The 20,281-nt window shown below is 40.6% G+C and carries 19 protein-coding genes, 1 pseudogene and 1 riboswitch; of the genes and pseudogenes, 8 read left to right on the top strand and 12 right to left on the bottom strand.

The genetic code is table 11. The annotated features are described in order from the left end of the window. The first annotated feature begins 25 nt into the window (after nucleotides 1-25). The 3 genes from AC5EUN_RS07470 to AC5EUN_RS07460 are packed head-to-tail and all read left to right on the top strand — an operon-like array spanning nucleotide 26 to nucleotide 2,264. Nucleotides 26-1,036 carry an isopenicillin N synthase family dioxygenase gene (locus AC5EUN_RS07470; protein WP_010326742.1) on the top strand — a complete coding sequence of 337 codons (1,011 nt, stop codon included), beginning with the start codon at nucleotides 26-28 and terminating at the stop codon, nucleotides 1,034-1,036. Then, nucleotides 1,033-1,917, top strand: coding sequence for a hypothetical protein (locus AC5EUN_RS07465; RefSeq protein WP_010326743.1), 885 nt, complete (start codon nucleotides 1,033-1,035; stop codon nucleotides 1,915-1,917). Before AC5EUN_RS07470 ends, AC5EUN_RS07465 begins: the two co-directional genes overlap by 4 nt. Before the next feature lie 17 nt (nucleotides 1,918-1,934). Then, nucleotides 1,935-2,264 carry a DMT family transporter gene (locus AC5EUN_RS07460; RefSeq protein ID WP_010326744.1) on the top strand — a complete coding sequence of 110 codons (330 nt, stop codon included), beginning with the start codon at nucleotides 1,935-1,937 and terminating at the stop codon, nucleotides 2,262-2,264. A 112-nt stretch (nucleotides 2,265-2,376) separates the two neighbouring features. Here AC5EUN_RS07460 and AC5EUN_RS07455 read toward each other — a convergent pair whose 3' ends face one another. The 4 genes from AC5EUN_RS07455 to AC5EUN_RS07440 all read right to left on the bottom strand — a co-directional run bounded on the left by AC5EUN_RS07455 (nucleotide 2,377) and on the right by AC5EUN_RS07440 (nucleotide 4,869). Continuing rightward, on the bottom strand, nucleotides 2,377-3,399 hold the full coding sequence (locus tag AC5EUN_RS07455; protein ID WP_010326745.1) for an ABC transporter substrate-binding protein: 1,023 nt from the start codon (nucleotides 3,397-3,399) through the stop codon (nucleotides 2,377-2,379). Nucleotides 3,400-3,474: 75 nt separating this feature from the next. Continuing rightward, nucleotides 3,475-3,930 (bottom strand): CopG family ribbon-helix-helix protein, encoded by a 456-nt coding sequence (locus tag AC5EUN_RS07450; protein ID WP_010326746.1) that lies wholly within the window; start codon nucleotides 3,928-3,930, stop codon nucleotides 3,475-3,477. 4 nt (nucleotides 3,931-3,934) lie between these two features. After that, a complete protein-coding gene (locus AC5EUN_RS07445; protein WP_256732956.1) occupies nucleotides 3,935-4,057 on the bottom strand; it encodes a hypothetical protein in 123 nt (40 codons plus the stop codon). Nucleotides 4,058-4,377: 320 nt separating this feature from the next. Then, nucleotides 4,378-4,869, bottom strand: coding sequence for a hypothetical protein (locus AC5EUN_RS07440; protein ID WP_029575028.1), 492 nt, complete (start codon nucleotides 4,867-4,869; stop codon nucleotides 4,378-4,380). A 399-nt stretch (nucleotides 4,870-5,268) separates the two neighbouring features. Here AC5EUN_RS07440 and AC5EUN_RS07435 point away from each other — a divergent pair, with 399 nt between their 5' ends. The 4 genes from AC5EUN_RS07435 (at nucleotide 5,269) to AC5EUN_RS07420 (ending at nucleotide 10,654) form a co-directional block, all read left to right on the top strand. Beyond that, nucleotides 5,269-6,339: a zinc-binding metallopeptidase family protein gene (locus AC5EUN_RS07435; RefSeq protein WP_029575029.1), complete on the top strand. Its 1,071-nt coding sequence runs from the start codon at nucleotides 5,269-5,271 to the stop codon at nucleotides 6,337-6,339. 142 nt (nucleotides 6,340-6,481) lie between these two features. Further along, nucleotides 6,482-8,422: an esterase/lipase family protein gene (locus AC5EUN_RS07430; RefSeq protein ID WP_010326749.1), complete on the top strand. Its 1,941-nt coding sequence runs from the start codon at nucleotides 6,482-6,484 to the stop codon at nucleotides 8,420-8,422. Between the two features lie 174 nt (nucleotides 8,423-8,596). After that, nucleotides 8,597-9,358 (top strand): 3-oxoacyl-ACP reductase, encoded by a 762-nt coding sequence (locus AC5EUN_RS07425; protein WP_029575030.1) that lies wholly within the window; start codon nucleotides 8,597-8,599, stop codon nucleotides 9,356-9,358. 141 nt (nucleotides 9,359-9,499) lie between these two features. Continuing rightward, nucleotides 9,500-10,654, top strand: a complete 1,155-nt coding sequence (locus AC5EUN_RS07420) for an MFS transporter (protein ID WP_029575031.1) — start codon at nucleotides 9,500-9,502, stop codon at nucleotides 10,652-10,654. 55 nt (nucleotides 10,655-10,709) lie between these two features. Here the strand turns inward: AC5EUN_RS07420 and AC5EUN_RS07415 are convergent, their stop codons facing one another. The 8 genes and pseudogenes from AC5EUN_RS07415 to AC5EUN_RS07380 form a co-directional block, all read right to left on the bottom strand. Continuing rightward, the gene (locus AC5EUN_RS07415) at nucleotides 10,710-12,200 is read right to left on the bottom strand and encodes an amidase (RefSeq protein WP_010326752.1); all 1,491 of its coding nucleotides are present in this window, start codon (nucleotides 12,198-12,200) and stop codon (nucleotides 10,710-10,712) included. A gap of 54 nt (nucleotides 12,201-12,254) precedes the next feature. Next, nucleotides 12,255-13,684, bottom strand: a pseudogene (locus AC5EUN_RS07410) (GGDEF domain-containing protein). 254 nt (nucleotides 13,685-13,938) lie between these two features. Next, entirely contained in the window at nucleotides 13,939-14,166 is a 228-nt protein-coding gene (locus AC5EUN_RS07405; RefSeq protein WP_010326754.1) for a hypothetical protein, read from the bottom strand. Between the two features lie 182 nt (nucleotides 14,167-14,348). Further along, complete coding sequence (locus AC5EUN_RS07400; protein ID WP_010326755.1) at nucleotides 14,349-15,593, bottom strand: D-amino acid dehydrogenase; 1,245 nt, start codon at nucleotides 15,591-15,593, stop codon at nucleotides 14,349-14,351. A 132-nt stretch (nucleotides 15,594-15,725) separates the two neighbouring features. After that, nucleotides 15,726-15,812, bottom strand: a riboswitch (glycine riboswitch). Between the two features lie 244 nt (nucleotides 15,813-16,056). After that, the gene (locus tag AC5EUN_RS07395; protein ID WP_228259162.1) at nucleotides 16,057-16,863 is read right to left on the bottom strand and encodes a hypothetical protein; all 807 of its coding nucleotides are present in this window, start codon (nucleotides 16,861-16,863) and stop codon (nucleotides 16,057-16,059) included. Between the two features lie 262 nt (nucleotides 16,864-17,125). Continuing rightward, nucleotides 17,126-18,217 carry a chorismate synthase gene (gene aroC / locus AC5EUN_RS07390; protein ID WP_010326758.1) on the bottom strand — a complete coding sequence of 364 codons (1,092 nt, stop codon included), beginning with the start codon at nucleotides 18,215-18,217 and terminating at the stop codon, nucleotides 17,126-17,128. A 15-nt stretch (nucleotides 18,218-18,232) separates the two neighbouring features. Continuing rightward, on the bottom strand, nucleotides 18,233-19,243 hold the full coding sequence (prmB, locus tag AC5EUN_RS07385; protein ID WP_010326759.1) for a 50S ribosomal protein L3 N(5)-glutamine methyltransferase: 1,011 nt from the start codon (nucleotides 19,241-19,243) through the stop codon (nucleotides 18,233-18,235). Nucleotides 19,244-19,348: 105 nt separating this feature from the next. Then, nucleotides 19,349-19,738, bottom strand: a complete 390-nt coding sequence (locus AC5EUN_RS07380; protein WP_227557022.1) for a lysozyme inhibitor LprI family protein — start codon at nucleotides 19,736-19,738, stop codon at nucleotides 19,349-19,351. A 226-nt stretch (nucleotides 19,739-19,964) separates the two neighbouring features. Here AC5EUN_RS07380 and AC5EUN_RS07375 point away from each other — a divergent pair, with 226 nt between their 5' ends. After that, nucleotides 19,965-20,270 (top strand): hypothetical protein, encoded by a 306-nt coding sequence (locus AC5EUN_RS07375; RefSeq protein ID WP_029575032.1) that lies wholly within the window; start codon nucleotides 19,965-19,967, stop codon nucleotides 20,268-20,270. Nucleotides 20,271-20,281 lie beyond the last annotated feature (11 nt).

The raw sequence follows: 20,281 nt of genomic DNA, 5'->3' as shown, positions 1-20,281 counted from the left end.
GGACGGCCAACACGAGGATTTTACTATGCAAGATAAATATGTCCTTCCACTGGTGGATATCAGCCTTTTAAATAGCCCAAATCTAGATGACCATATGCAAGTTGCTCAAGCGCTTGATCAGGCCTGCAAAGAAGTTGGTTTTCTCTACCTCAAAGGTGATCAATTTAAACCTGCATTATTTGCACAGTTATGTGACATCGCGAAGCGCTATTTTGCCCAAGATGACGCACTCAAAATGCAAAATTATATTGGCAAATCGCTGAATCATAGTGGCTATGTGCCTATAGGTGAAGAACAGTTTTCGAGTAACAGCTACGATTTAAAAGAATCTTATGATGTGAATTATGACTATCAAGGGTCTGCATTAAATTATCCCTTACTTGGCCCAACACAATGGCCAGATGATCCCGCATTTAAACGTCATGTCTCGCAGTACTATCAGCACTTAAAAGCAATTGGTCATCAGCTGTTTCGCTGTTTTGCGCTGGCTTTAGAGCAAAAAGAAGACTTTTTTGATGCACATATTCAACATGCACCCAGCCAGTTACGCCTCATTCACTATCCATATAACCCTCAAGCGACAGATGCAGAAGGCATCGGAGCGCATACCGACTATGAGTGCTTTACTTTATTACTCCCCACAGCCCCCGGTTTACAAGTCCTTACTAAGCAAGGCGAATGGATTGATATTCCTCTGCTTGAAAATACGTTGGTGATGAACATTGGTGACATGATGGAAATCTTGTCCAATGGCAAATATTTAGCCACCAAACATCGGGTCAAAAAAGTCCAACAAGAACGCTACTCCTTCCCTTTATTTTTTTCTTGTGACTATGACTATGTCATCCAACCGATTAATACAAATGAGCCACCTAAATATGCGCCACTGGCAGGTGGAGAACATTTGTTTAATCAAACGGCTCAAACCTTTCATTATTTAAAACAACGTGTAGCCAGTGGTGAGTTGGTCTTAAAGAATGCCGTTCCGCTTTATTCTTTTGGTCTGACTGAGTCAAACATGGAGTACACCCCATGAATTTATTCGAAACTCTAAGTCAACTAAAACCTATCACAGCTGCTTCAGGCAATGTACCAACCTATTTAATGGGCGCATTTCGGCGTAAGAGTATTAGCTTTTACAATGGTTTGACTGATGAAAATACGATTGTGTATTGGTTTCAGTCCAAGAGCTTCACCATTGACCTACGTCTCAAATCAGTAACAGATACACCTATCGTAGAGCGTCAAGCATGGGTCGGTTATACGCATTGGGATGCACAAACTGCATCATTGTCATGGGTGCTAAGTAGCAATTATCAGAACCATACCCAGTGGCCTGAGCCTGCAACCCTACATAGCATTGGCAATTGTATTTTGGAGTTTTCACCAAGTAATGCCTATGTTGAAGACTGGCGTCAACAAGCCAGTATAGGTTTATTTTTAGGACTACGCTTAGTCAAAGCCGTACATGTTGCCACGCAGCAAGAAATTTCACTCGATGGCGGTCTCATCATCTGCGGTGAGCATATGGCATATGCACAGTCACGTTTACCCCATATTCAACAGAATATAGACGCGTTAGGGGTTCTTTCTTATGTGGAGCAAAGTCCTTCTGACTTAAATCAAATTGAAAGCTATGAAGTATCAGTTTCAACTCAGGATCAACTCATTCAATATTCAAGCTGCACCCAAATGACTCAACAGCAACTCATTCTAGACGGTTTTGAAGTCTTTGATACTAAAACCCTCATACAGCGTAAATTGATCGATGGCGAAGCATATCAGTTGGTGTTTGTCGTGGATGTGTATGAACCTGAATACGCTTTTCAAAATGTAACATCTACCACGGCGGACAGTCAGGATTGGCTGAAACAAGAACAACATCACCTCATGCATCATGCAACTGTGGTTGCGTAAGGGAGCTTTAATAAGTTATGGCTTTTCTCTATTTATTGATCGCCGTGATTGCAGAAGTCCTCGCGACTTCTGCATTAAAAGCAACCAATGGTTTCACTGCACCTTTACCTGTCGTTTTAACCATTATCGGTTATGCAATTGCACTGTTTTTCTTAGGTCTAACGTTTAAATCGATCCCTATGGGGCTAGCTTACGCACTGTGGTCAGGTGCGGGCATTATTCTTATTTCTACAGTCGGTTGGATTTACTTTAAACAGCAGCTCGACTTTGCGGCGGTTGTTGGTTTAAGTTTTATGATTATCGGCATCGTGATTATTCATGTGTTTTCTAAAAGTACGCATTTATAAATACATGCCTTAAAATCTACTCTTTATTTAAAATTAGATCTTTCTTTGCTTTTTAAACACACTCATACAAAAAAAGCCCAAGTTAACTTGGGCTTTTAGTTTCTACGAAATCTTACTTTAACTCTTCAACCAAAGCTGGATAAATTGCACCATCAACATCCATTTCTGTTTTATAAATACCATTTTCAACGTTGAATTTGTTTACATGGTAGCTTGAGCCATAAATCGAGTCAAAACCTGAACCTTTTTTAAAGACGGTTTTATTGGCTGTCAAATCGAGTAAATGCGTCCCGCCAATAAATTGTTCATATTGTTTCGGATCGACGCCAACACGGTTAGACATAATTTTCACGGCGTCTTCATGTGTTGCAGGGTCATTAATATATTTGACTGTTTTATCCCACACTTGGATCATCTTTTTCCAATCTTCTTTATTGGCAGAAAGATGGCTCATATTTACAGTCAGCGTGTCATAAATTAAACCTGGCTTATCTTTAGAACTATAAATAATTTTAGACCCTGCAACAGACTTCAACGCTTGATTGGCTACAGGTTGCCAGACCGCAATTGCAGCAATGTCTGGACTTGCAAAAACTTGTGGAAGTTCATTGGTCATAGAATTGACCAATTTAATGTCACTGGTCTTAATTTTTGCATCTGTTAGTGCTGTACTTAGCAATAAATGGTCAACTAAGCCTTTTTCAGTGGCAATACTTTTGCCTTTTAAATCGGCAATGCTGTTAATTCCATCTTTTGCGATAATCACGTCATTACCTGCGGAATAGTCTGTCGCCATAATCATGACACCTTGAGTGCCCCCAGAGGCTGTGACTAGATTATCTCCATTGGTCACCAGTACTGCATCTAGCTGATTGGCTGCAAAAGCAGAAAGCGATGATGAATAATCAAACCATTTAAACTCAACATTCAACCCTGCTTCTTTGAGCCAACCTTTTTCAATTGCCACTTGCCATGCAACAAAACCCGGCCAATCACTGTAGCCAATCGTGATGTTTTTGGTGGCTGTGCTCTCAGATGCACTGTTTTTTGTTTCAGGAATTTTGGCGGTGTTATCACAACCTGCCAATAAAATAGTCGAAACAATAGAGACTGATAAGAACGCTTTTTTAATCATGATGCAATTTTCCCGATGCTGTAAATGTTTAAACTTGCTATGTATAGAGTGAGTCATTGAGGGCGGTGAACATGGTCACGATTTCAACGCGCTCTGTTTTTCATTTTGTGGAATCGGCGGCATCACTGCATCCATCAACTCCAAATGCCCTTTGATCACACCTTTCAAAGCAATGAATTGCTGGCTTAATGCTTTTAACTCTGTAGTTAAGCCCTGCAAAATCATCACTTCTAGAATTTTTTGCTCATCTAACTGAATATGTAGTGAGCTGACCACTTGTTCTAAAAACTGCTGCTGTAAGTCCAGCAATTGGACTCTAAGTGGCGTAACACTGGCGTCATAGAGCAAGGTAAACGTCCCCACCATCACGGCGTTACGTTGCTCCTGATCCGCAATCAAATGTTTATTGATCATGTCGACAATGGCTTGAGAACGGCTTTCATAGTGCTGATCAACAATTTTCTGATCCAATGCATCGACAGTTAATTCAGGCACAGTGATGCTGATCCGTGCCAATTTATGTTTCGGCACGTGCTTATCCTTTTTTTGGTGGGTCTTGCTTGATATAAATGCCCGCTCTAGCACTTAAGATGGCAACCACGAGCTGTTTAAATACAGTGAAGAATGCATTTAAGTCACCTTTGAATTGTTTAGACATTTGTTGCTCCTTTCGGTATTACCAAAAAAGGTTTTTGTAATACCTAGAACTAAGCAGAATACATGCCAATTTTTTTGATTAGATTGACAGCAACAGCGTATGAGAAAGTTTATTTTTTGTGCAAAATATATTTCTATTTTTAAGATTGATACATCAAAGTGCATTTCGGGCTATTCAGCTTGACTTTTCATCCGTCAAAGGCCCAATGTTTACGTCCCTATAGACAGAATACCTTCTGAAAATGAGATCTTATGTCCTCGCAAGTTTTAGTTTTCTCTCACTTATAAGCAAAAAAAATCGCCAGATGGCGATTTTTTCTTTTATTGATAAACTTTTTGGAACTCACCCAAAATTGGAGCTGAGACGCCATCTTTATACACATATCGAGAGATAATACCTCTATCCGTATAAATATCCATCTTGATCGAATCCGTTCCCTTTAACTTACTCATCAAATTTACAGGCGCTAAAATATAATTGGTCGAACGGTTGGCACCTAACACATGATCATGCTCAGTTGGCCCTGTGACAGCAAAAGTTTGAAAGTCTTTCTCATTTGTAAACTCAACTTTATGAATCTCATATTTATTGTAAGTACTGCTCAAATGAATTTTTAACTTAAGCAGCTCTTTGTTCGATTCATTCCAGCTCACAGTGACCACTGGACAAAGCTCATTCTGCGCACAAATGAGTAAACCTGTGGTACCCACATTTTGACGACTTGGGTCTGTAGAGGTTGTCGCACAACCTGAAAGCAACATCGCCCCCAAACTCATGAGTAGCCATTTTTTTGGCGATACGTTCGTTATCATTATATTTACTCCCAGAAACTTAAAAGGCTTTGAAATTCTAAAATGAAGCTTTGATTTTTCCCAGTCCCTATTTTTGACGAATCTGCACCTAAATCAAGCTTTTTCGTTCATTCAGTTTATAAATTTTAAAATTTATATCTCTTTATACAAATATGAAAGAAAAGAACCCCACTGAAAAGCTCGCTACTAACCAAGCACATGTATTCTTTCTAATATGCACTCTAGGCAAGCACTACCGCGCTTATACCTGTATATCAAACGAACGACTAAAAACTTTTCAAATTATATGCAAATGAATACTCAACTTTGCAAGCCTATCAAAACAGATGACAGAACATGACGAAGGGAACCGACATCCTTTATACTGGTTCTAAAAGCTCACCAAAGACACAGCCGCCGATGAAATTCTTTAGTTGCGCATCCTGTCAAAACCAAGTCTTTTTTGCCAACTCACAATGTGTGAGCTGCCAAACTACACTCGGTTATATTGCATCGGAAAAAGATATGGGGAGCTTTGAACAGCATAGCCCTGTTCTTTGGTTAGCGCTAAATGAAAAATACCAGACGAAGCGCTATAAGCCTTGTTATAACTATCAGCATCATCAAGTCTGTAATTGGGTTATTCCCGCAGAGAGCAACGACATCTACTGTGAGTCTTGTGTACTCACATATACCATTCCTACTCTCGACAACCCTGATCATATCGTCTATTGGTCACGGCTCGAACATGCTAAACGGCGTTTTCTGTATTTAATGCAACGCCTGAATATTATGCCAAGGCCCAAATATAACGATGATGATCGCTACGGACTCCGTTTTAATTTTCTCATGCCTGAACCAGAGCACCCTGTGCTGACAGGACATGCTAATGGTGTCATTACACTCAATGCTAGTGAAGCAGATGTCATCTATAGAGAAACGACCCGTATTAAAATGGGTGAAAACTACCGTACGCTTTTGGGGCATTTCCGTCATGAAAGTGGTCATTATTATTTTGACCTCATTAAATCGCTACATCCTGAGCTGGTCGACGAGTTCCGTCAGTATTTTGGAGATGAGCGTCAAGATTATAACGCAGCACTACAACGCCACTATGAAGATGGCGCACCGCAAAACTGGGACAAGTTTTATGTCAGCTCTTATGCCAGCACACACCCTTGGGAAGACTGGGCAGAAACGTGGGCACACTATTTACACATGATGGACACATTGGAAACCGCTTACTATGCAGGTTTAATCGTGCGCAATAATCGAAAAGATACGCATGACTTAAGCTTTTATGAAAATCCAATCGGCGCTCAAAATTTTGATTTACTCCTCAAACAATGGATGACACTGACTTTTAACTTAAATGCGTTAAATCGCAGTATGGGTTTAGAAGATGCTTATCCATTTACGCTATCAGCGCCAGTCCTCGATAAATTACGATTTATACATAAACATGTTTTGGGCAAAGCCTTTGCTCGCTAAATTGCTTGAGCTGAATATAAGCGTTCTTAAGTTATGTCTAGGGACACAAAAGATTGGACTGAATTTGGATGTAACTCGTTAGAAATTATCTTAAAATGAAAGACATCTTTAGCCTATATAGATAACGTCCGTGCTAAAAACTATGCTTTTAACGAGACATCATACTTTCACGCGACCAATCATTTTAGGGCTAACGATTGTTTTACTGCCGGCCTGCCAGTTGGTCAAAGTTAAAGAAAATAATATCCATCAGGCTATTCGTAGCAAGTCCGAAAATATCTTAAGCCACGAACAATTGAGTGCGGAAACCACCAGCTTACTCAAATTACTCAGCGTGACGCCACAGCAATGCAGCGCTGAATTTGAAACATGTTTGAAGCGCTTAAACACACAAACAGATATTGCTGCAGATGAACGCTATGCCGCTTTAAGTGAACTGTATTTGGCCCAAGCTTTAGATATTTCAAAACAACGCAACTGTACCCAAGCACAGCCACATAGTGAAAATAATCACTGCTTAGAACAGAGCCTTGAGGCCTTCGACCAGAGTTTACGTTATAGCTATGTGTATTTATTTAAAATGCAAGAAAGCCCAAGTACCCGGGTTTTTGATCAAAGACAAATGCATGTCCGCACTTTTTACAATGTCGCTTTGTCGCGTTTAATTACCACGGCGTACCGTACGCAACCTTTTCAACAAGTTCCCGCGCAACTCAACGTCCAACAACGTCAATATATTGTAAATTTAGAACACTATCCTGAACTGAAAAGTAAAACCATTGACCGAGTTCAATCCAGTTATAATTTAAACTTCTCGGGTTTTTATCAAGTCAACCGTCAAGATGGTCTGGGCGCAGAGTTCGTGGTTGTGACTAAAGCGGATCCTATTCATAAAAATGATTTTATCCTTGACCCGATATCGTTTTATCAAAATCAAACCAATCCCAATATCCATCCTGCACGCTATTTGTCCGTAACCGCAGCGGCACAGCCATTAAACCCTGAAAGCAGCATTGAAGATGTGCTTAATGGCAAAGCCATTTTTGAGATTGAGCTATTTAATCCTTATACACAAAAGTATGTAGACATACATCAACAAAAATACATTCTCACGGCGAATTATTCTGTGCCTTTTGCCTACTGGCTGGCAGAAAATAAACTGGGCTCAACAGGCTACTTGACCTTGCTCGATAAGACTGAGCGATTGCGTATGCCACATGTCTATATGCTTGAACCTTACCAGCCGAATAAAAAAGTGATTGTACTTATTCATGGTCTCGCCAGCAGCCCTGAAACTTGGGTCAATCTGACCAATAACATTTTGCGGGATAAAGCTTTACGGGAGAACTTTCAGGTATGGCAGGTATTCTATTCAACCAATATGCCGATTGTTGAAAGCTGCTATCAAATTCATGCACTACTTAAACAAGCCTTTGCACAAGTTCAACCCAACTCTCGCTCGGCAAGTGACGCCGTGCTGATTGGACATAGTATGGGCGGCGTCATTAGTCGCTTACTGATTAGTGAGCACGATATTTCTGAGCAAGTGATTCCACTATTAAACTATGAGCAATACACCCGATTACAACAATACCCCGTAATCAAAGAACGTTTTCAATTTCATTCTGATTTACCCATTGGACGTGCAATTTTTATTGCCGCGCCTCACCGTGGTAGTGAACTGTCTGACCGCTGGTACATGGAATTGGTGAAGAAAATGGTCAAGTTGCCGATCACTTTCTTTAACCAAGTGGATATACAACTCAATGGTAGCTCTAGCACCAAAGGCATGGTGCAATCTGGCCCAGACGACTTAAGTCCAAAGTCACGCTTTATGGCTTTGACCAGTAACATCATGCCTGTATCTAGAGTTCCTTATCATTCTATTATTGGTAATCACCGTCAGAACAATGACATACATGACATGAGCGATGGTATTGTGCCTTATTCCAGTTCACATTTAGAACAGGCTGTCTCTGAAAGAATCATTAAAGGCAACCATTCGGTGCATGAGGAAGCAGAAACATTATTAGAATTACGGCGTATTTTGAGGTTACACCTTGAGCAAACTCGGGCTCAATGATCAACAGTACTAAAAATGTTCTACTACTTGGCGATTTTTATCCGAATACTCTAACTCAGCTGAATGAGCATCGAAAACTTGAAAAGCAGCGGTTGTAAAATCTCAGGTACGGAAAAGGTTTTGATATACTTGCTTTATCCAAAAAATACATGCATTTATCTGCTCGGAAACATTATGCACATTAAAAATCAAGTTGTACTGGTCACAGGTGGCGCACGCGGTTTAGGTCTTGCGATTACACACGCCTTAATCAATGAAGGTGCTCGTGTAGTCGTGAACTATTTGAACAGCCATGTTGCAGCGCAAACCTTAGTCCAGCAGTATCCAAAGCAGGTTTTTATCTACCAAGCTGATGTTACAGACAGTGCACAAGTCAAAAGTATGTTTGATGCAAGCTTTCAGCATTTTGGACAGCATATCAACGCCGTGATTAATAATGCGCTGATTCAATTCGAGTTTAATGGTGAGGCCCGCCCAAAAGTTCATGAGCTCCGCTGGGAAACTATGCAACAACAATTTGAGGGTGCAGTTAAAGCCGCTTTGAATACTACCCAAGCAGCGCTTGAAGGTATGAAACAAAACCAGTTTGGGTGCATTGTAAACATCGGAACCAATCTGGTGCAAAACCCAGTGGTGCCTTATCATGACTACACCACAGCGAAGGCTGCACTATTGGCTTTTACGCGTACCTCAGCGCATGAACTTGGCCAATATGGCATTAATATCAATATGCTTTCTGGCGGTTTACTGCAAACCACTGATGCTAGCAAAAGCACGCCCAATGAAGTTTTTGATTACATCGCAAGTGCAACACCACTGCGTCGTGTAGTTACACCTGAGGAATTTGCCTCAGCCATTCTAATGTTCTTATCGCCCTATTCTTGTGCTGTGACAGGTCAAAACTTGATTGTCGATGGTGGTTTAGTCAAAGGATAATGAGCTTTAATCCCTGAACTCTGAATAAGCATGATTTAAACCATCCATTTTAAAAATTCTCGAAGCTTCATCGACTTGAAGCTTTGTTTTAGGTTCAAGTCTTCTTCATAATCTGCCCACCCAACCAAGGAACACAGTACGATGCTTTCTTTCCCCATTCGGCACCGACTGGCTGGTTTTTACTTTTTTTATTATTCCATTGTAGGCACCTTCATGCCGTTTTGGAGCCTGTATCTCGAAGATCAAGGCTTTAACTACAGTGAAATCGGCATCCTTTCCTCAATTGCGATCATTACCCGTTTTTTTGCTCCTTTTATTTGGGGCTGGATTGCAGATAAATCAGGGAAACGGATGCTCTTGGTCAGAGTTGCAACGTGGATGGAAGCCTGTATTTGGTTCATGATTTTTATCATTCCAAACTCCTTTCAGGCGATCGCCCTACTCATGCTGATCTTTAGCTTCTTCCAAAACGCCATTCTGGCTCAATTTGAAGGCGTTACGCTATTTTGGCTCGCGGAACAGCGCAGTGCTTTGTATGGAAAAGTTCGAAAGTGGGGCTCGGTCGGTTTTATTGTCGGGGTTTTTGGTATCGGAGCCTTATTAGAAATTTTACCCATCTCTATGCTTCCTGTTTTATTGCTGTGCATTTCTTTTTTGGCCTTTATTTGGTCATTTAGCATCAAAGAACCGACCACTGCACCTCATTCACAAGGGCAGCTCGAGCCATTGTTACCGATTTTAAAAAAACCCGTTGTCGCGGCATTTTTCGGTATCGAGTTTATTCTGCTTTTTTCGCATGCGCCCTTTTATAGTTTTTATAGCAACTTCTTAAAACAAGCTGGTTACTCAACCACAGAAATTGGTTTTTTGTGGACTGTCGGTGTCATGGCCGAAATTATTATGTTTGCCATTGCTCACATTTTTTTCAAACGCTTTTCATGGCGACTCATGGTGTCTATTTGTCTTATCCTCACGGCGCTACGCTGGTTTATGGTTGGTTCTTTTCCACAAATCTTCGCGATCCAGTTCTTCGCACAAACCATTCATGCTTTTAGCTTTGGCCTATTTCATCTCATCGCCATGCGTATCATTTTCCAAAACTTTAGTTTAGGACAACAAGGACGCGGTCAAGCCCTGTATAGCACCATGTGGGGACTGGGTGTAGCGTCTGGAAGTATTCTTGCAGGACATTATTGGCACAGCCTGTCAGGCGAACTTATTTTTATTTTGGCAGGCTGTGCGGTTCTACTGGGTTTGGGTTTTATTCGCTACTTACCCAAAGAAGTTCAAGCTTAAAAAGTTCTCTTCTGATCTGCACACATAAATTGCAGCAGTTTCATTATTCAGCTTTCTAAACTTTGATTTCACTATATTTATGAAACCATGGCTGGGCCTGTTCAAGCTGACTAGCCAACTGTAAGAGCCGATCTTCACGGGCAAAAGGCGCAATGAACTGTGAACCAAGCGGAAGATTGTCAGCATTCCAATACAAAGGTACAGACATCGCAGGTAAACCTGTGATGTTGGCTAGCTGAGTAAAAGGCACCCAACGCAAATTATCTTTCACAATTTTATCGACCAGTTTTCCTTGTGCCAACAGATGTGCTTTGCCGACTTTTAATAAACTTTTTAAAATTGGTTTTTGCCATGATGGGGTAGAAATTTGCCCATTTTTGGGTGCGACTGAGGCTGTAGCAGGAGTCAGATAAAGATCATAATGATCAAAGAATTGGTTCATTTTGGTGACATATACTCCCCAATTATTCAGATTATGAATATATTCTAACGCAGTCGTTTTGGCACCAAAGGCAGCCAAAGCTAAAGAATCCAGCTCAAAATCTCCTGCTGTGGTCGGAACGTGTTGCTTGATCTGCTCTAACATATAAGAAAATTGACTAAACCACGTCGTGATAAAGTCTCTGGCCAAAGACATACCATCTATCTCAGGTTGTGCTTCGACCACTGTATGCCCTAAAGACTCCAACAAACGTGCGGTATGGTGTACAGCATCAATTGCATCTTTAGACACTGTGGTTCCGATAGGCGACTGAGTACTAAATGCAATTTTAAGTTTTTTTACAGGCTGCTGTAGACAGGCCAAATAGCTTTGGCTGGGTAGTTCAATTTTAAACAATGAGCTATGCTCTGCACCCTGCGTTGCATCTAACATCGCTGCACTGTCTCTTACACTTTTACTCAATACATGCTGTATCGCAGCCCCATGCATTGCTTCACTCATATCTGGGCCCCACGGCGTACGTCCACGACTTGGTTTTAAACCAAATAAACCACAATACGATGCAGGAATTCGAATCGATCCACCGCCATCTCCCGCACCCGCAATGGGAACAATTCCTGCGGCCACCGCAGAAGCGGAACCACCCGATGAACCACCACTGTTATGTTTTAAATTCCAAGGATTATGACAGGCTCCCCAAGCATCTGATTCTGTAATGCCTTTGATACCAAACTCAGGGGTATTGGTACGCCCAAAAGTTAAAATGCCTGTGTTTTCCCAACGGTTTACAATTTCTGCATTATGTTCTGCAATATGGCCCGTACGTTTAAATGCTTGGCATCCATAAGATGTTGGATAACCTGCATATTCTTGAAATAAATCCTTTACTAAAAATGGCACCCCAGCAAATGGGCCAGACAATGCATTTTGCGCTCTGTTCTTGGCATAATCATGCATCGGAATAATAATCGCATTTAAAGCAGGATTGGTTTGTTGGCTACGCTCAATTGCAATTTGTAATAATTCAGCGGGATGGATTTGTTTTTGTGCAACCAACTCAGCTAAACCCAGCCCATCATAACGAAGGTATTCAGAAAAATTCATTTTTATCCAAGTATCTATAGTTTTTATTGTTTTATACTTTTACTAAATTTTAACCTATGAGGCAAGTTGTACTTGATTGCGTCCTAAAGTTTTGGCCTGATATAGCGCCCGATCAGCACGATTTAACAAGCTCTGTAGGCTATTTTGCGTTGGTAAAACTTGATGCACCACACCAAGACTCACCGTCATACTCAAAACAGCATGTGCCACTTGAGTTTTTGAAGTAGCGACAGCACGGCAGATACGTTCTGCAATGATTTGTGATTCAATTTCAGTGGTATTATTTAACACCACCACAAATTCTTCACCGCCCATACGCGCAAATAAATCCTGTTCACGCAAATTACTTTTCACCGTCGTAGCAAAGCTTTGTAGCAATACATCACCAATATAATGACCATATTGATCGTTCATTTTCTTAAAATGATCAATATCTAGCACAATGATACTCATCGATTTAACCAGATTTTCCTTCAATAAGTTTTCAGTTTGAGTGAAGAAAAAACGGCGATTTCCCACATGAGTTAAGGGGGCGTGGTTGGCCAGATAAAGTACTTCTTTATACAGATCATGACGATTACGACTCACAATACATAAAAGCAAAGGTGCAATCATCAACATGCACAGCCCTATACGCACCGAAATAGAAGTGGCCAAGAAGTTATCTGCTGTACGTGAAATATAATAGGTCGTTAAACTATGGTAAGTCACAAAACAAACCAAACTGTTAATGATACTCACATAAAATAAGTTGTAACTTAAAGCCGCCCAAATGAGCCCTGCTAGAGGGAAAAGTAAGGCACCAGGACCAAAGAACAGATGTGTACATGCCACAGAAATTAAAACTGAGAGTAAGGGTAAAACATCGACAAACTGGGTTTCGCACTGTCTACGGTTATTCCAAAGATACTTTAATTTCTTCGCTGCAGGAAAGGTCAACATGAGGGGTAAAAGTGAAATACAATTTAGCACTTCCCCTGTCCACCAAATATAAAACTCAGCCCACAGGTCTTGCGTACTCATAAAAGTATGTGGCATATACGGAACGACCGCAACGGCAAATATCGCGCTAGAAAAACACCCAAGAAAAACACAAACCAAGAAAAGATAAAGAAAATTTAAGTCTTTGTTATATGCACGATAGTCAATTTGTAAATAATGGATAAAGAATAAAGACACGCCTACTGTCATAAAATTGGCAATTGTTAAAGCCAACGTCAGCTCAAGATGATTCCCTGTGACTAAGTCAGCCGACATATAACCAATAAATGCGCCCAACCAGCCACCAACATTTCTAAGTGGCTTAACCGTAAAAATAAGCCGATCAATACTGCATTAGCTGGCCAAAAATAAGCGAAATATGCAATCGGCCGAGTGAATATCCCAAGCAAACAGCAGACAAAAATCACCGCAGCAACAATCAAACATGCTCGGCCATGCTGTTTAAAATTCAACGATACTTCTGTGAGCTTAACTGCGTACAAAATATTCCCTCATTTTTACATGAGTTATGATTAAACATCATGTTTTCTACTGTCCATTTGCTTGCAAAGGATGCATTGATGAAAACCATCACAAATTGACAATATTTACTAAATAAACTCTATCGATTGTTCGTTATGGTTTCAATATGATTTTTTGATTTATATCCTGAATCTAAATATTTACGATTAAACGCTGATATCACTCTCACCCATAAAAAAAGCCTCCACATCGGGAGGCTTTTTGATCTTTGGACTTATTTTGCTTCAGACGCTGCCACTGGTGCTGATGCACCTGCTTCTTCAGACTCTAAAGGTGCAGCATCAATCATCTCTGGACTAACTTCTATATTGGTCACTGGTGTTTCAGTTGCTGAGCTTTCCACTGACGTTTGTTCAGTCTCTTGTTTTTTGTCACTACACGCAGCAAGCGACAGCATTGTTGCAGAAGCTAGAACCACCAAAGCCATTTTCATGTTAATCATTATGCACCTTCACATTAGTCATCAATTGCTTGAAACAATACTACTTATTTTTGCTCAAGTTTAAAGTATTCATTTGTGAGCAATCTTTTGAAATTAAGGCAGAATTATAACATCATTAAACAGAAATAATAAAAACAAGCTCGAAGCAAACTTGTTTTTATCTATCCAAGAATGCACTCGAATTAAACAGGATACGCTGTCGCGACTTCCTGACTAATCATTGCCGCAGTTGCCGCAGATAGCGTCCAACCTAAGTGCCCATGTCCTGTATTAAAGAACACACGTTCTAGCTTTCCACGGCGAACTACAGGCATCATATTCGGCATCATGGGGCGAAGACCTGCCCAAGGGACCGCATGCTCTGTCGAAACTTTAAAGTTACGATTGGTCCAGTCAACAAGAGGTTGAATCCGATCTGCCCGGATATCACGGTTATAGCCATTAAACTCAGCAGTGCCCGCGACACGGAAACGATCTTTACCTAAACGTGAAGTTACAATTTTCGCGCTTTCGTCCAGCAAACTCACCCACGGCGCATTTTGCTGGCTTTCTTCGTCATTTAACATAACCGTAATCGAATATCCCTTTACAGGATAAACATTGACCCGCTCTTGGACCAATTCAGCCAATTGATAGCTACCCACCCCAGCACAAACCACAACAGCATCGGCAGCGAGCATTTCAACTTCCGCTGGTGCAAGCTCTACATTCTCAGAACTTGGCTGTAACTTCACTTCAACACCTGAAGTTAAATGTTCGATATCTGTCACATCCATACCAAAACGATACTTCACACCTAACTTTTTGGTAACTTCAGCCAAACCTGTCGTGTACTTATGAATATCACCCGTCGCATCGCCTTCACAATAAAATCCAGCATAATAGTCGCCGGTCAATGTCGGCTCAATTTGCTTAATTTCTTCATTGCTTACGCCGCAACGTTCAAGTCCACCTTTATTGAGTAAATCATTGACTCGAATGGCGACGTCATAATCTTGTTTATTATGATAAAAATGCAAAATACCACGTTTTTCTAAATTGAAGTCGATTGATTCTTTATCCGCAATTTCGAACAAGCGTTGACGAGCCAATAAAGCCAAACGTACTGTTTCGTGGGTATTGGCCTCATAATGTTTAATATTGCCCAGAAATTCCATCAGCCATGCATATTTATGCACACTAAACGCAGGATTGAGCAATAAAGGGGCAGATTTTTGAGACATCCATTTCATGCCTTTCAGCACTGTCGATTTTTGGTTCCAAACTTCCGCATTGCATGCAGACAGTTGTCCACCATTTGCAAAAGAAGTTTCCATGGCTGGAAATAAATGCCGATCCACAACTGTCACTTGATAACCCAGTTGACTTAATTCATATGCAGTTGTGACGCCTGTAATTCCAGCACCAATGACAACGACATGACACATAGACACCTCCTTTTTATTGTTTGATGTCAACCCCATCTGTCATGTGTACCTGAGAGCTTCGACCTAAAACATCCCATGATGTTTTAAACCATCCCCTTCGGTGAGTGATTGAACACTTCTCTCCAGAGTTTTTTCATTATTACAGTCCTTTTGCCTGAGAGTTTCCGGGGTCGTTGCTCCTTCGGCGAATGCAGAACATTTCTCTCCTGCAATAATGCTTATTATTCTATGAGCAATTTATATACCATGTAATCACCCTATTGGAAACTGCTCTTAAAGTATTATCTTTCGTTTATTTTTATAGAGCACAACCTCAGCTTAGGACAAGCGTTGCACTATACTGGCTAACATGACTATCTTTTGCTTCAAAAGAGGACGCATGCTGTCGGACATTAGCGCTATCCTGAGGTCATCTAAACATCTTTGAGCATGAGTACGGTCTATACTCTTCGGATGTTTCATTTTATTTTTTCTCAACCTTAAAAGAATGAATGAGTTGTTCTACATTTTGATAAATTTCTTGCCAATGCGGCAGTAACTCACTATGAAATTTTATAGTGATATAACTCGTATTAAACCCATAATTGGGCTGATGTGTATTAAATTCACAACTTGTTGCACCACTCTTAAAATAAAGACACTTAATAGTGAGACTTACCCCTTTACCTTTACGCTCCTGCCAATACACCTTTTTTCCAACACCGTCATCACTTTTTACCTCTATTTCATAGAGTCCTAAATCTGAGTTAAATTTTTTTGTTTCATCTACCCATATTTCACTCACCTCTTCTCCACTAGATGAAAACATTCCTTTTCTTAATTTTCTTTTTAAATGACCCAAATAATTAAAGAAGTCTTTACTTCCCCACTCCTCTTTCCAAACGGAACGTTGGTTTAATGCGATTGTGATATCATTTTTAAACTCAGAACCTAGTCTAAAGCCTTCTCTAGATGCTGTCATTTCAGGCCATTTTACTTTCAAATCAATACTTTGAATTTGATCATCACAACCTTTGGCCTCGTGTTCTTCTTCGATATTTTTCCCCCAATAATTCACACCTTGATAAGTCACTCTGCCAAAAAGTAAATACTGCTTATCAATGAGCATGTGCCGATCACCAAATTTTCCACAAGCATATAAGCGCGCTTTAACTTTTTCAGGGTCATGCATACTGTCATAGCCATATATCAACAATGAAATAACCAAAACTGTGAGTAGTGATAAAAATATAATGGTGCCTCGTCTGACTGTGCTTATTTTTTTATTCATATCCCCCTTCCTTTTTTCTTTTAAAAATGAACTCTCTAAATTTTCTTACTCAGTAAGACCGAATGAAGATTCATCAACGTTTGGCCTACTTTGGCACTTAATAGGTAAGATGCCGTTTTCTGAGTATCGTGATAACCATAACGTGCATAATATGCCAACAGCTCTTTTCTTATATTTAAGATTAGCTTTCATACGCAAATAAAAAAAAGTCAGACCGAAGTCTGACTTTAATGCGTACTCTCTTAAATATAAAGAGAATTTTCTAGTATTCAATCGGTGCAAATGGTGCAACGACGTCTGCATTTTGAGCACGATGGCGCATAAAGTGATCCATTAAAACAATCGCAAGCATTGCTTCTGCAATCGGAGCCGCACGCACACCCACACAAGGGTCATGACGACCTTTGGTTAATACATCAGTATCTTCACGATTAATATTGATCGTTTTACCCTGTGTGGTAATAGACGCTGTTGGTTTTAAAGCAATGGCCACACGAATGGTTTGACCACTTGAAATACCGCCCAAGATACCCCCTGCATGGTTCGCAAGGAAGCCATCAGTCGTTAACTCATCACGGCTCTCATGTCCAAACTGACCAGCAACGGCAAAACCATCACCAATCTCAACCCCTTTAACCGCGTTAATAGACATCATGGCATGGGCAATGTCAGCATCTAGACGGTCAAAAACAGGCTCACCCCAACCTACAGGCACTTTTTCAGCCAAAATCTCAAGCTTTGCACCGCAACTGGTACCTTGCTCACGCAATGAAGTTACCAGTGCTTCAAAACGCGGTACGGCATCGACATCGCCACAGAAAAATGGATTATTAGGTACTTCATTCCAATCCAATTTTTCCGCAATTTCAGTCCCAATTTGGGTCACATGACCACGAATTAAAATACCAAACTTTTCAGCCAAGTATTTTTTCGCAATTGCACCCGCAGCCACACGCATCGCCGTTTCACGCGCACTTGAACGACCACCGCCACGGTAATCACGAAAACCGTACTTTTGTGTATAAGTATAATCTGCATGTCCCGGACGGAAGCTTTGTGCAATATTGCCGTAATCTTTGGATTTTTGATCGGTGTTACGGATCAATAAACCAATTGGTGTGCCTGTTGTTTTACCTTCAAACACACCAGAAATGATTTCAACTTCATCAGGTTCTTTGCGCTGCGTCGCAAATTTAGAGGTGCCCGGCTTACGACGGTCTAAATCTTTTTGTAAATCGTCTGCTGTAAGCTCAAGGCCCGGTGGAACACCATCCACAATCGCCATTAAGCCTACACCATGAGATTCACCACAAGTCGTTACACGGAAGAGTTGCCCTATACTATTACCTGCCATGTCCAACGACTCCTTTTATGCTTGAACAGATTGAATGAATAAATCACGGAATTGACGACATTGAGCTGCAGTCAATGCAAAGATTCCTGTACCGCCTTTTTGGAACTGTAACCAGTAAAAATCAACAGTATTAAAGTTTTGGCGCATTGCCCATTCAGAATTACCCACTTCAATCACGATGAGACCATCTTCAGTTAAGTAATCTGGCGCTTGAGCTAACATTTTACGAACCAAATCTAAGCCATCTTGACCTGCCGCCAATGCCAATTCTGGCTCATGGTGGAATTCTTCAGGTAAATCTGCCATGTCTTCAGCATCCACATAAGGTGGATTCGACACGATGAGATCATATTGATTTTCAGCAGGAATTTTGGAGAACAGGTCAGACTCAAGTAAAGCCACTTGATACTGTTTGTCGTGGTGTTCCGAGTTAATTTGAGCCACTTCTAAAGCTTCTTTAGAAATATCTGTTGCATCTACTTCGGCATCTGGGTACGCATAAGCCAGAGCAATCGCGATACAACCTGAGCCCGTACACATATCTAAAATACGTTGTGGCGTTTTTGGATTCGGGTTTTCTGGCAAGTTATTGACTGCTTCACCCATTTGGCCATTTTCACCTAAGCAATAAGGTGCAAAACGGTTTTGAATCAATTCTGCAATCGGTGAACGTGGAATCAGTACGCGTTCGTCGACATAATATGGTTTGCCATCAAAATATGCCAAATTAAGCAAATATGAAGTCGGTACTTTTTCATTAATACGACGTTCTAATAAGCTTAAAACTTCTGTCTTTTCGCTTGGTAGTAGCTTCGACTCTAAGATTTCAGCATCCGCATTCCAATCTAAAGATAAAGTTTGTAAAACCAGAGCTGAGCTTTCAGCAAAATAGTCTTCTGTACCTTGACCTAAATGTGCATCGTATTGACGTAATGCTGTCACTCCAAAACGGATAAAATCACGAATTGTGCTTAAGTTTTCAGCGGCTTCCTGTATATGTTCAGGGCTAATAGTCGGGCGATCCACTAAAGGCGTCTCCAAGGTCATAATAAAAACGCCTTATGATACCCTGTTTTTCTATGATTTATAATGTTTTGATGCACAGCAAACACATTTTCATACGCTTTGCACTTATTTGTTTATACGGCCTGTACGTGCTTCGTACATATCTGCACGGGTTTGCGTCATTTGCATCAGACACGAAATACGCTGTAATTCAGTCTTTTCATTTTTCACGATAGGTTTGTTATTACAAATCTGATCACGCTGCGCCAGCCATTGCTGATGAGACTGTTTAACCAATCCTTGCTCATCTACAGGAGCCTGCGCCAAATACGGCTTAAATACTTTCTTTAAGCGTTTCTTTTGTGCTTTATATTCTTTACTCATACATGCATCAATTTCACTCAACACATTGCCAGTTTGCTTCATGCATGCTTCATATTTTTTAGTTGGGCCCATTGCATAGGCTGAACCACTGAACAATCCCACAACAAGCAATGCACTAAATATTTGTTTCAATTCCTTTCCCCAAAGCAAATTTTCTTCATTCATTTTTTAATCTAGTCATTCACAACATCTACGTGCTGCAGCGCTTTAATATAACATCCTATTTTGTATGAACATACTAGCCCTCTATAAAATTTCCACCACACAGCTTTTTACATGAACTCACAGGCTTTGCATTGAAACCTGATCAAACAGCCTTATTATAAAGTGAGTTCTTCTGCCAATATTCTCCAAACTTATGAGTTATAAACACAACAACTTAATGGCGATGCGTGAACGCTATTGGAATGACACCGAAAACAATCATGTCGACACTGAAAAAGCTTTTTTTCAGCAGCTGTTACAGCAGCAAGGGATCTATGAATGTGCAACCATTGAAGATGCTCGATACTTCTTTTTTAGCCTACCGAGCATCATCATTGTTAAAGGTTATGCACATGGATTTATGCACCAACCGGTACAAGAAATGATCCTCCAACACATACAAATGCATAAAGATGAATTGATTCAGAAAAATACGCTTAAAGTAAAATTTCGCATGTAACAATCCCGATT

This window comes from Acinetobacter sp. CAU_H_S170_2, from assembly GCF_058890445.1.
The sequence above is the reverse complement of the archived record's forward strand: the minus strand, read 5'-3'. Positions and strand labels throughout refer to the sequence as shown.

Bases quoted from the DNA above. Each gene is read 5' to 3' on its own strand.
- AC5EUN_RS07435 (WP_029575029.1), top strand. From the start codon at position 5,269: ATGAAATTCTTTAGTTGCGCATCCTGTCAAAACCAAGTCTTTTTTGCC.
- AC5EUN_RS07375 (WP_029575032.1), top strand. From the start codon at position 19,965: ATGAGTTATAAACACAACAACTTAATGGCGATGCGTGAACGCTATTGG.
- AC5EUN_RS07420 (WP_029575031.1), top strand. From the start codon at position 9,500: ATGCTTTCTTTCCCCATTCGGCACCGACTGGCTGGTTTTTACTTTTTT.
- AC5EUN_RS07395 (WP_228259162.1), bottom strand. From the start codon at position 16,863: ATGAATAAAAAAATAAGCACAGTCAGACGAGGCACCATTATATTTTTA.
- AC5EUN_RS07425 (WP_029575030.1), top strand. From the start codon at position 8,597: ATGCACATTAAAAATCAAGTTGTACTGGTCACAGGTGGCGCACGCGGT.
- AC5EUN_RS07465 (WP_010326743.1), top strand. From the start codon at position 1,033: ATGAATTTATTCGAAACTCTAAGTCAACTAAAACCTATCACAGCTGCT.
- AC5EUN_RS07400 (WP_010326755.1), bottom strand. From the start codon at position 15,593: ATGTGTCATGTCGTTGTCATTGGTGCTGGAATTACAGGCGTCACAACT.
- AC5EUN_RS07415 (WP_010326752.1), bottom strand. From the start codon at position 12,200: ATGAATTTTTCTGAATACCTTCGTTATGATGGGCTGGGTTTAGCTGAG.
- AC5EUN_RS07455 (WP_010326745.1), bottom strand. From the start codon at position 3,399: ATGATTAAAAAAGCGTTCTTATCAGTCTCTATTGTTTCGACTATTTTA.
- AC5EUN_RS07445 (WP_256732956.1), bottom strand. From the start codon at position 4,057: ATGTCTAAACAATTCAAAGGTGACTTAAATGCATTCTTCACTGTATTT.
- AC5EUN_RS07460 (WP_010326744.1), top strand. From the start codon at position 1,935: ATGGCTTTTCTCTATTTATTGATCGCCGTGATTGCAGAAGTCCTCGCG.
- AC5EUN_RS07470 (WP_010326742.1), top strand. From the start codon at position 26: ATGCAAGATAAATATGTCCTTCCACTGGTGGATATCAGCCTTTTAAAT.
- AC5EUN_RS07430 (WP_010326749.1), top strand. From the start codon at position 6,482: ATGCTTTTAACGAGACATCATACTTTCACGCGACCAATCATTTTAGGG.
- AC5EUN_RS07405 (WP_010326754.1), bottom strand. From the start codon at position 14,166: ATGATTAACATGAAAATGGCTTTGGTGGTTCTAGCTTCTGCAACAATG.
- AC5EUN_RS07440 (WP_029575028.1), bottom strand. From the start codon at position 4,869: ATGATAACGAACGTATCGCCAAAAAAATGGCTACTCATGAGTTTGGGG.
- aroC (WP_010326758.1), bottom strand. From the start codon at position 18,217: ATGGCAGGTAATAGTATAGGGCAACTCTTCCGTGTAACGACTTGTGGT.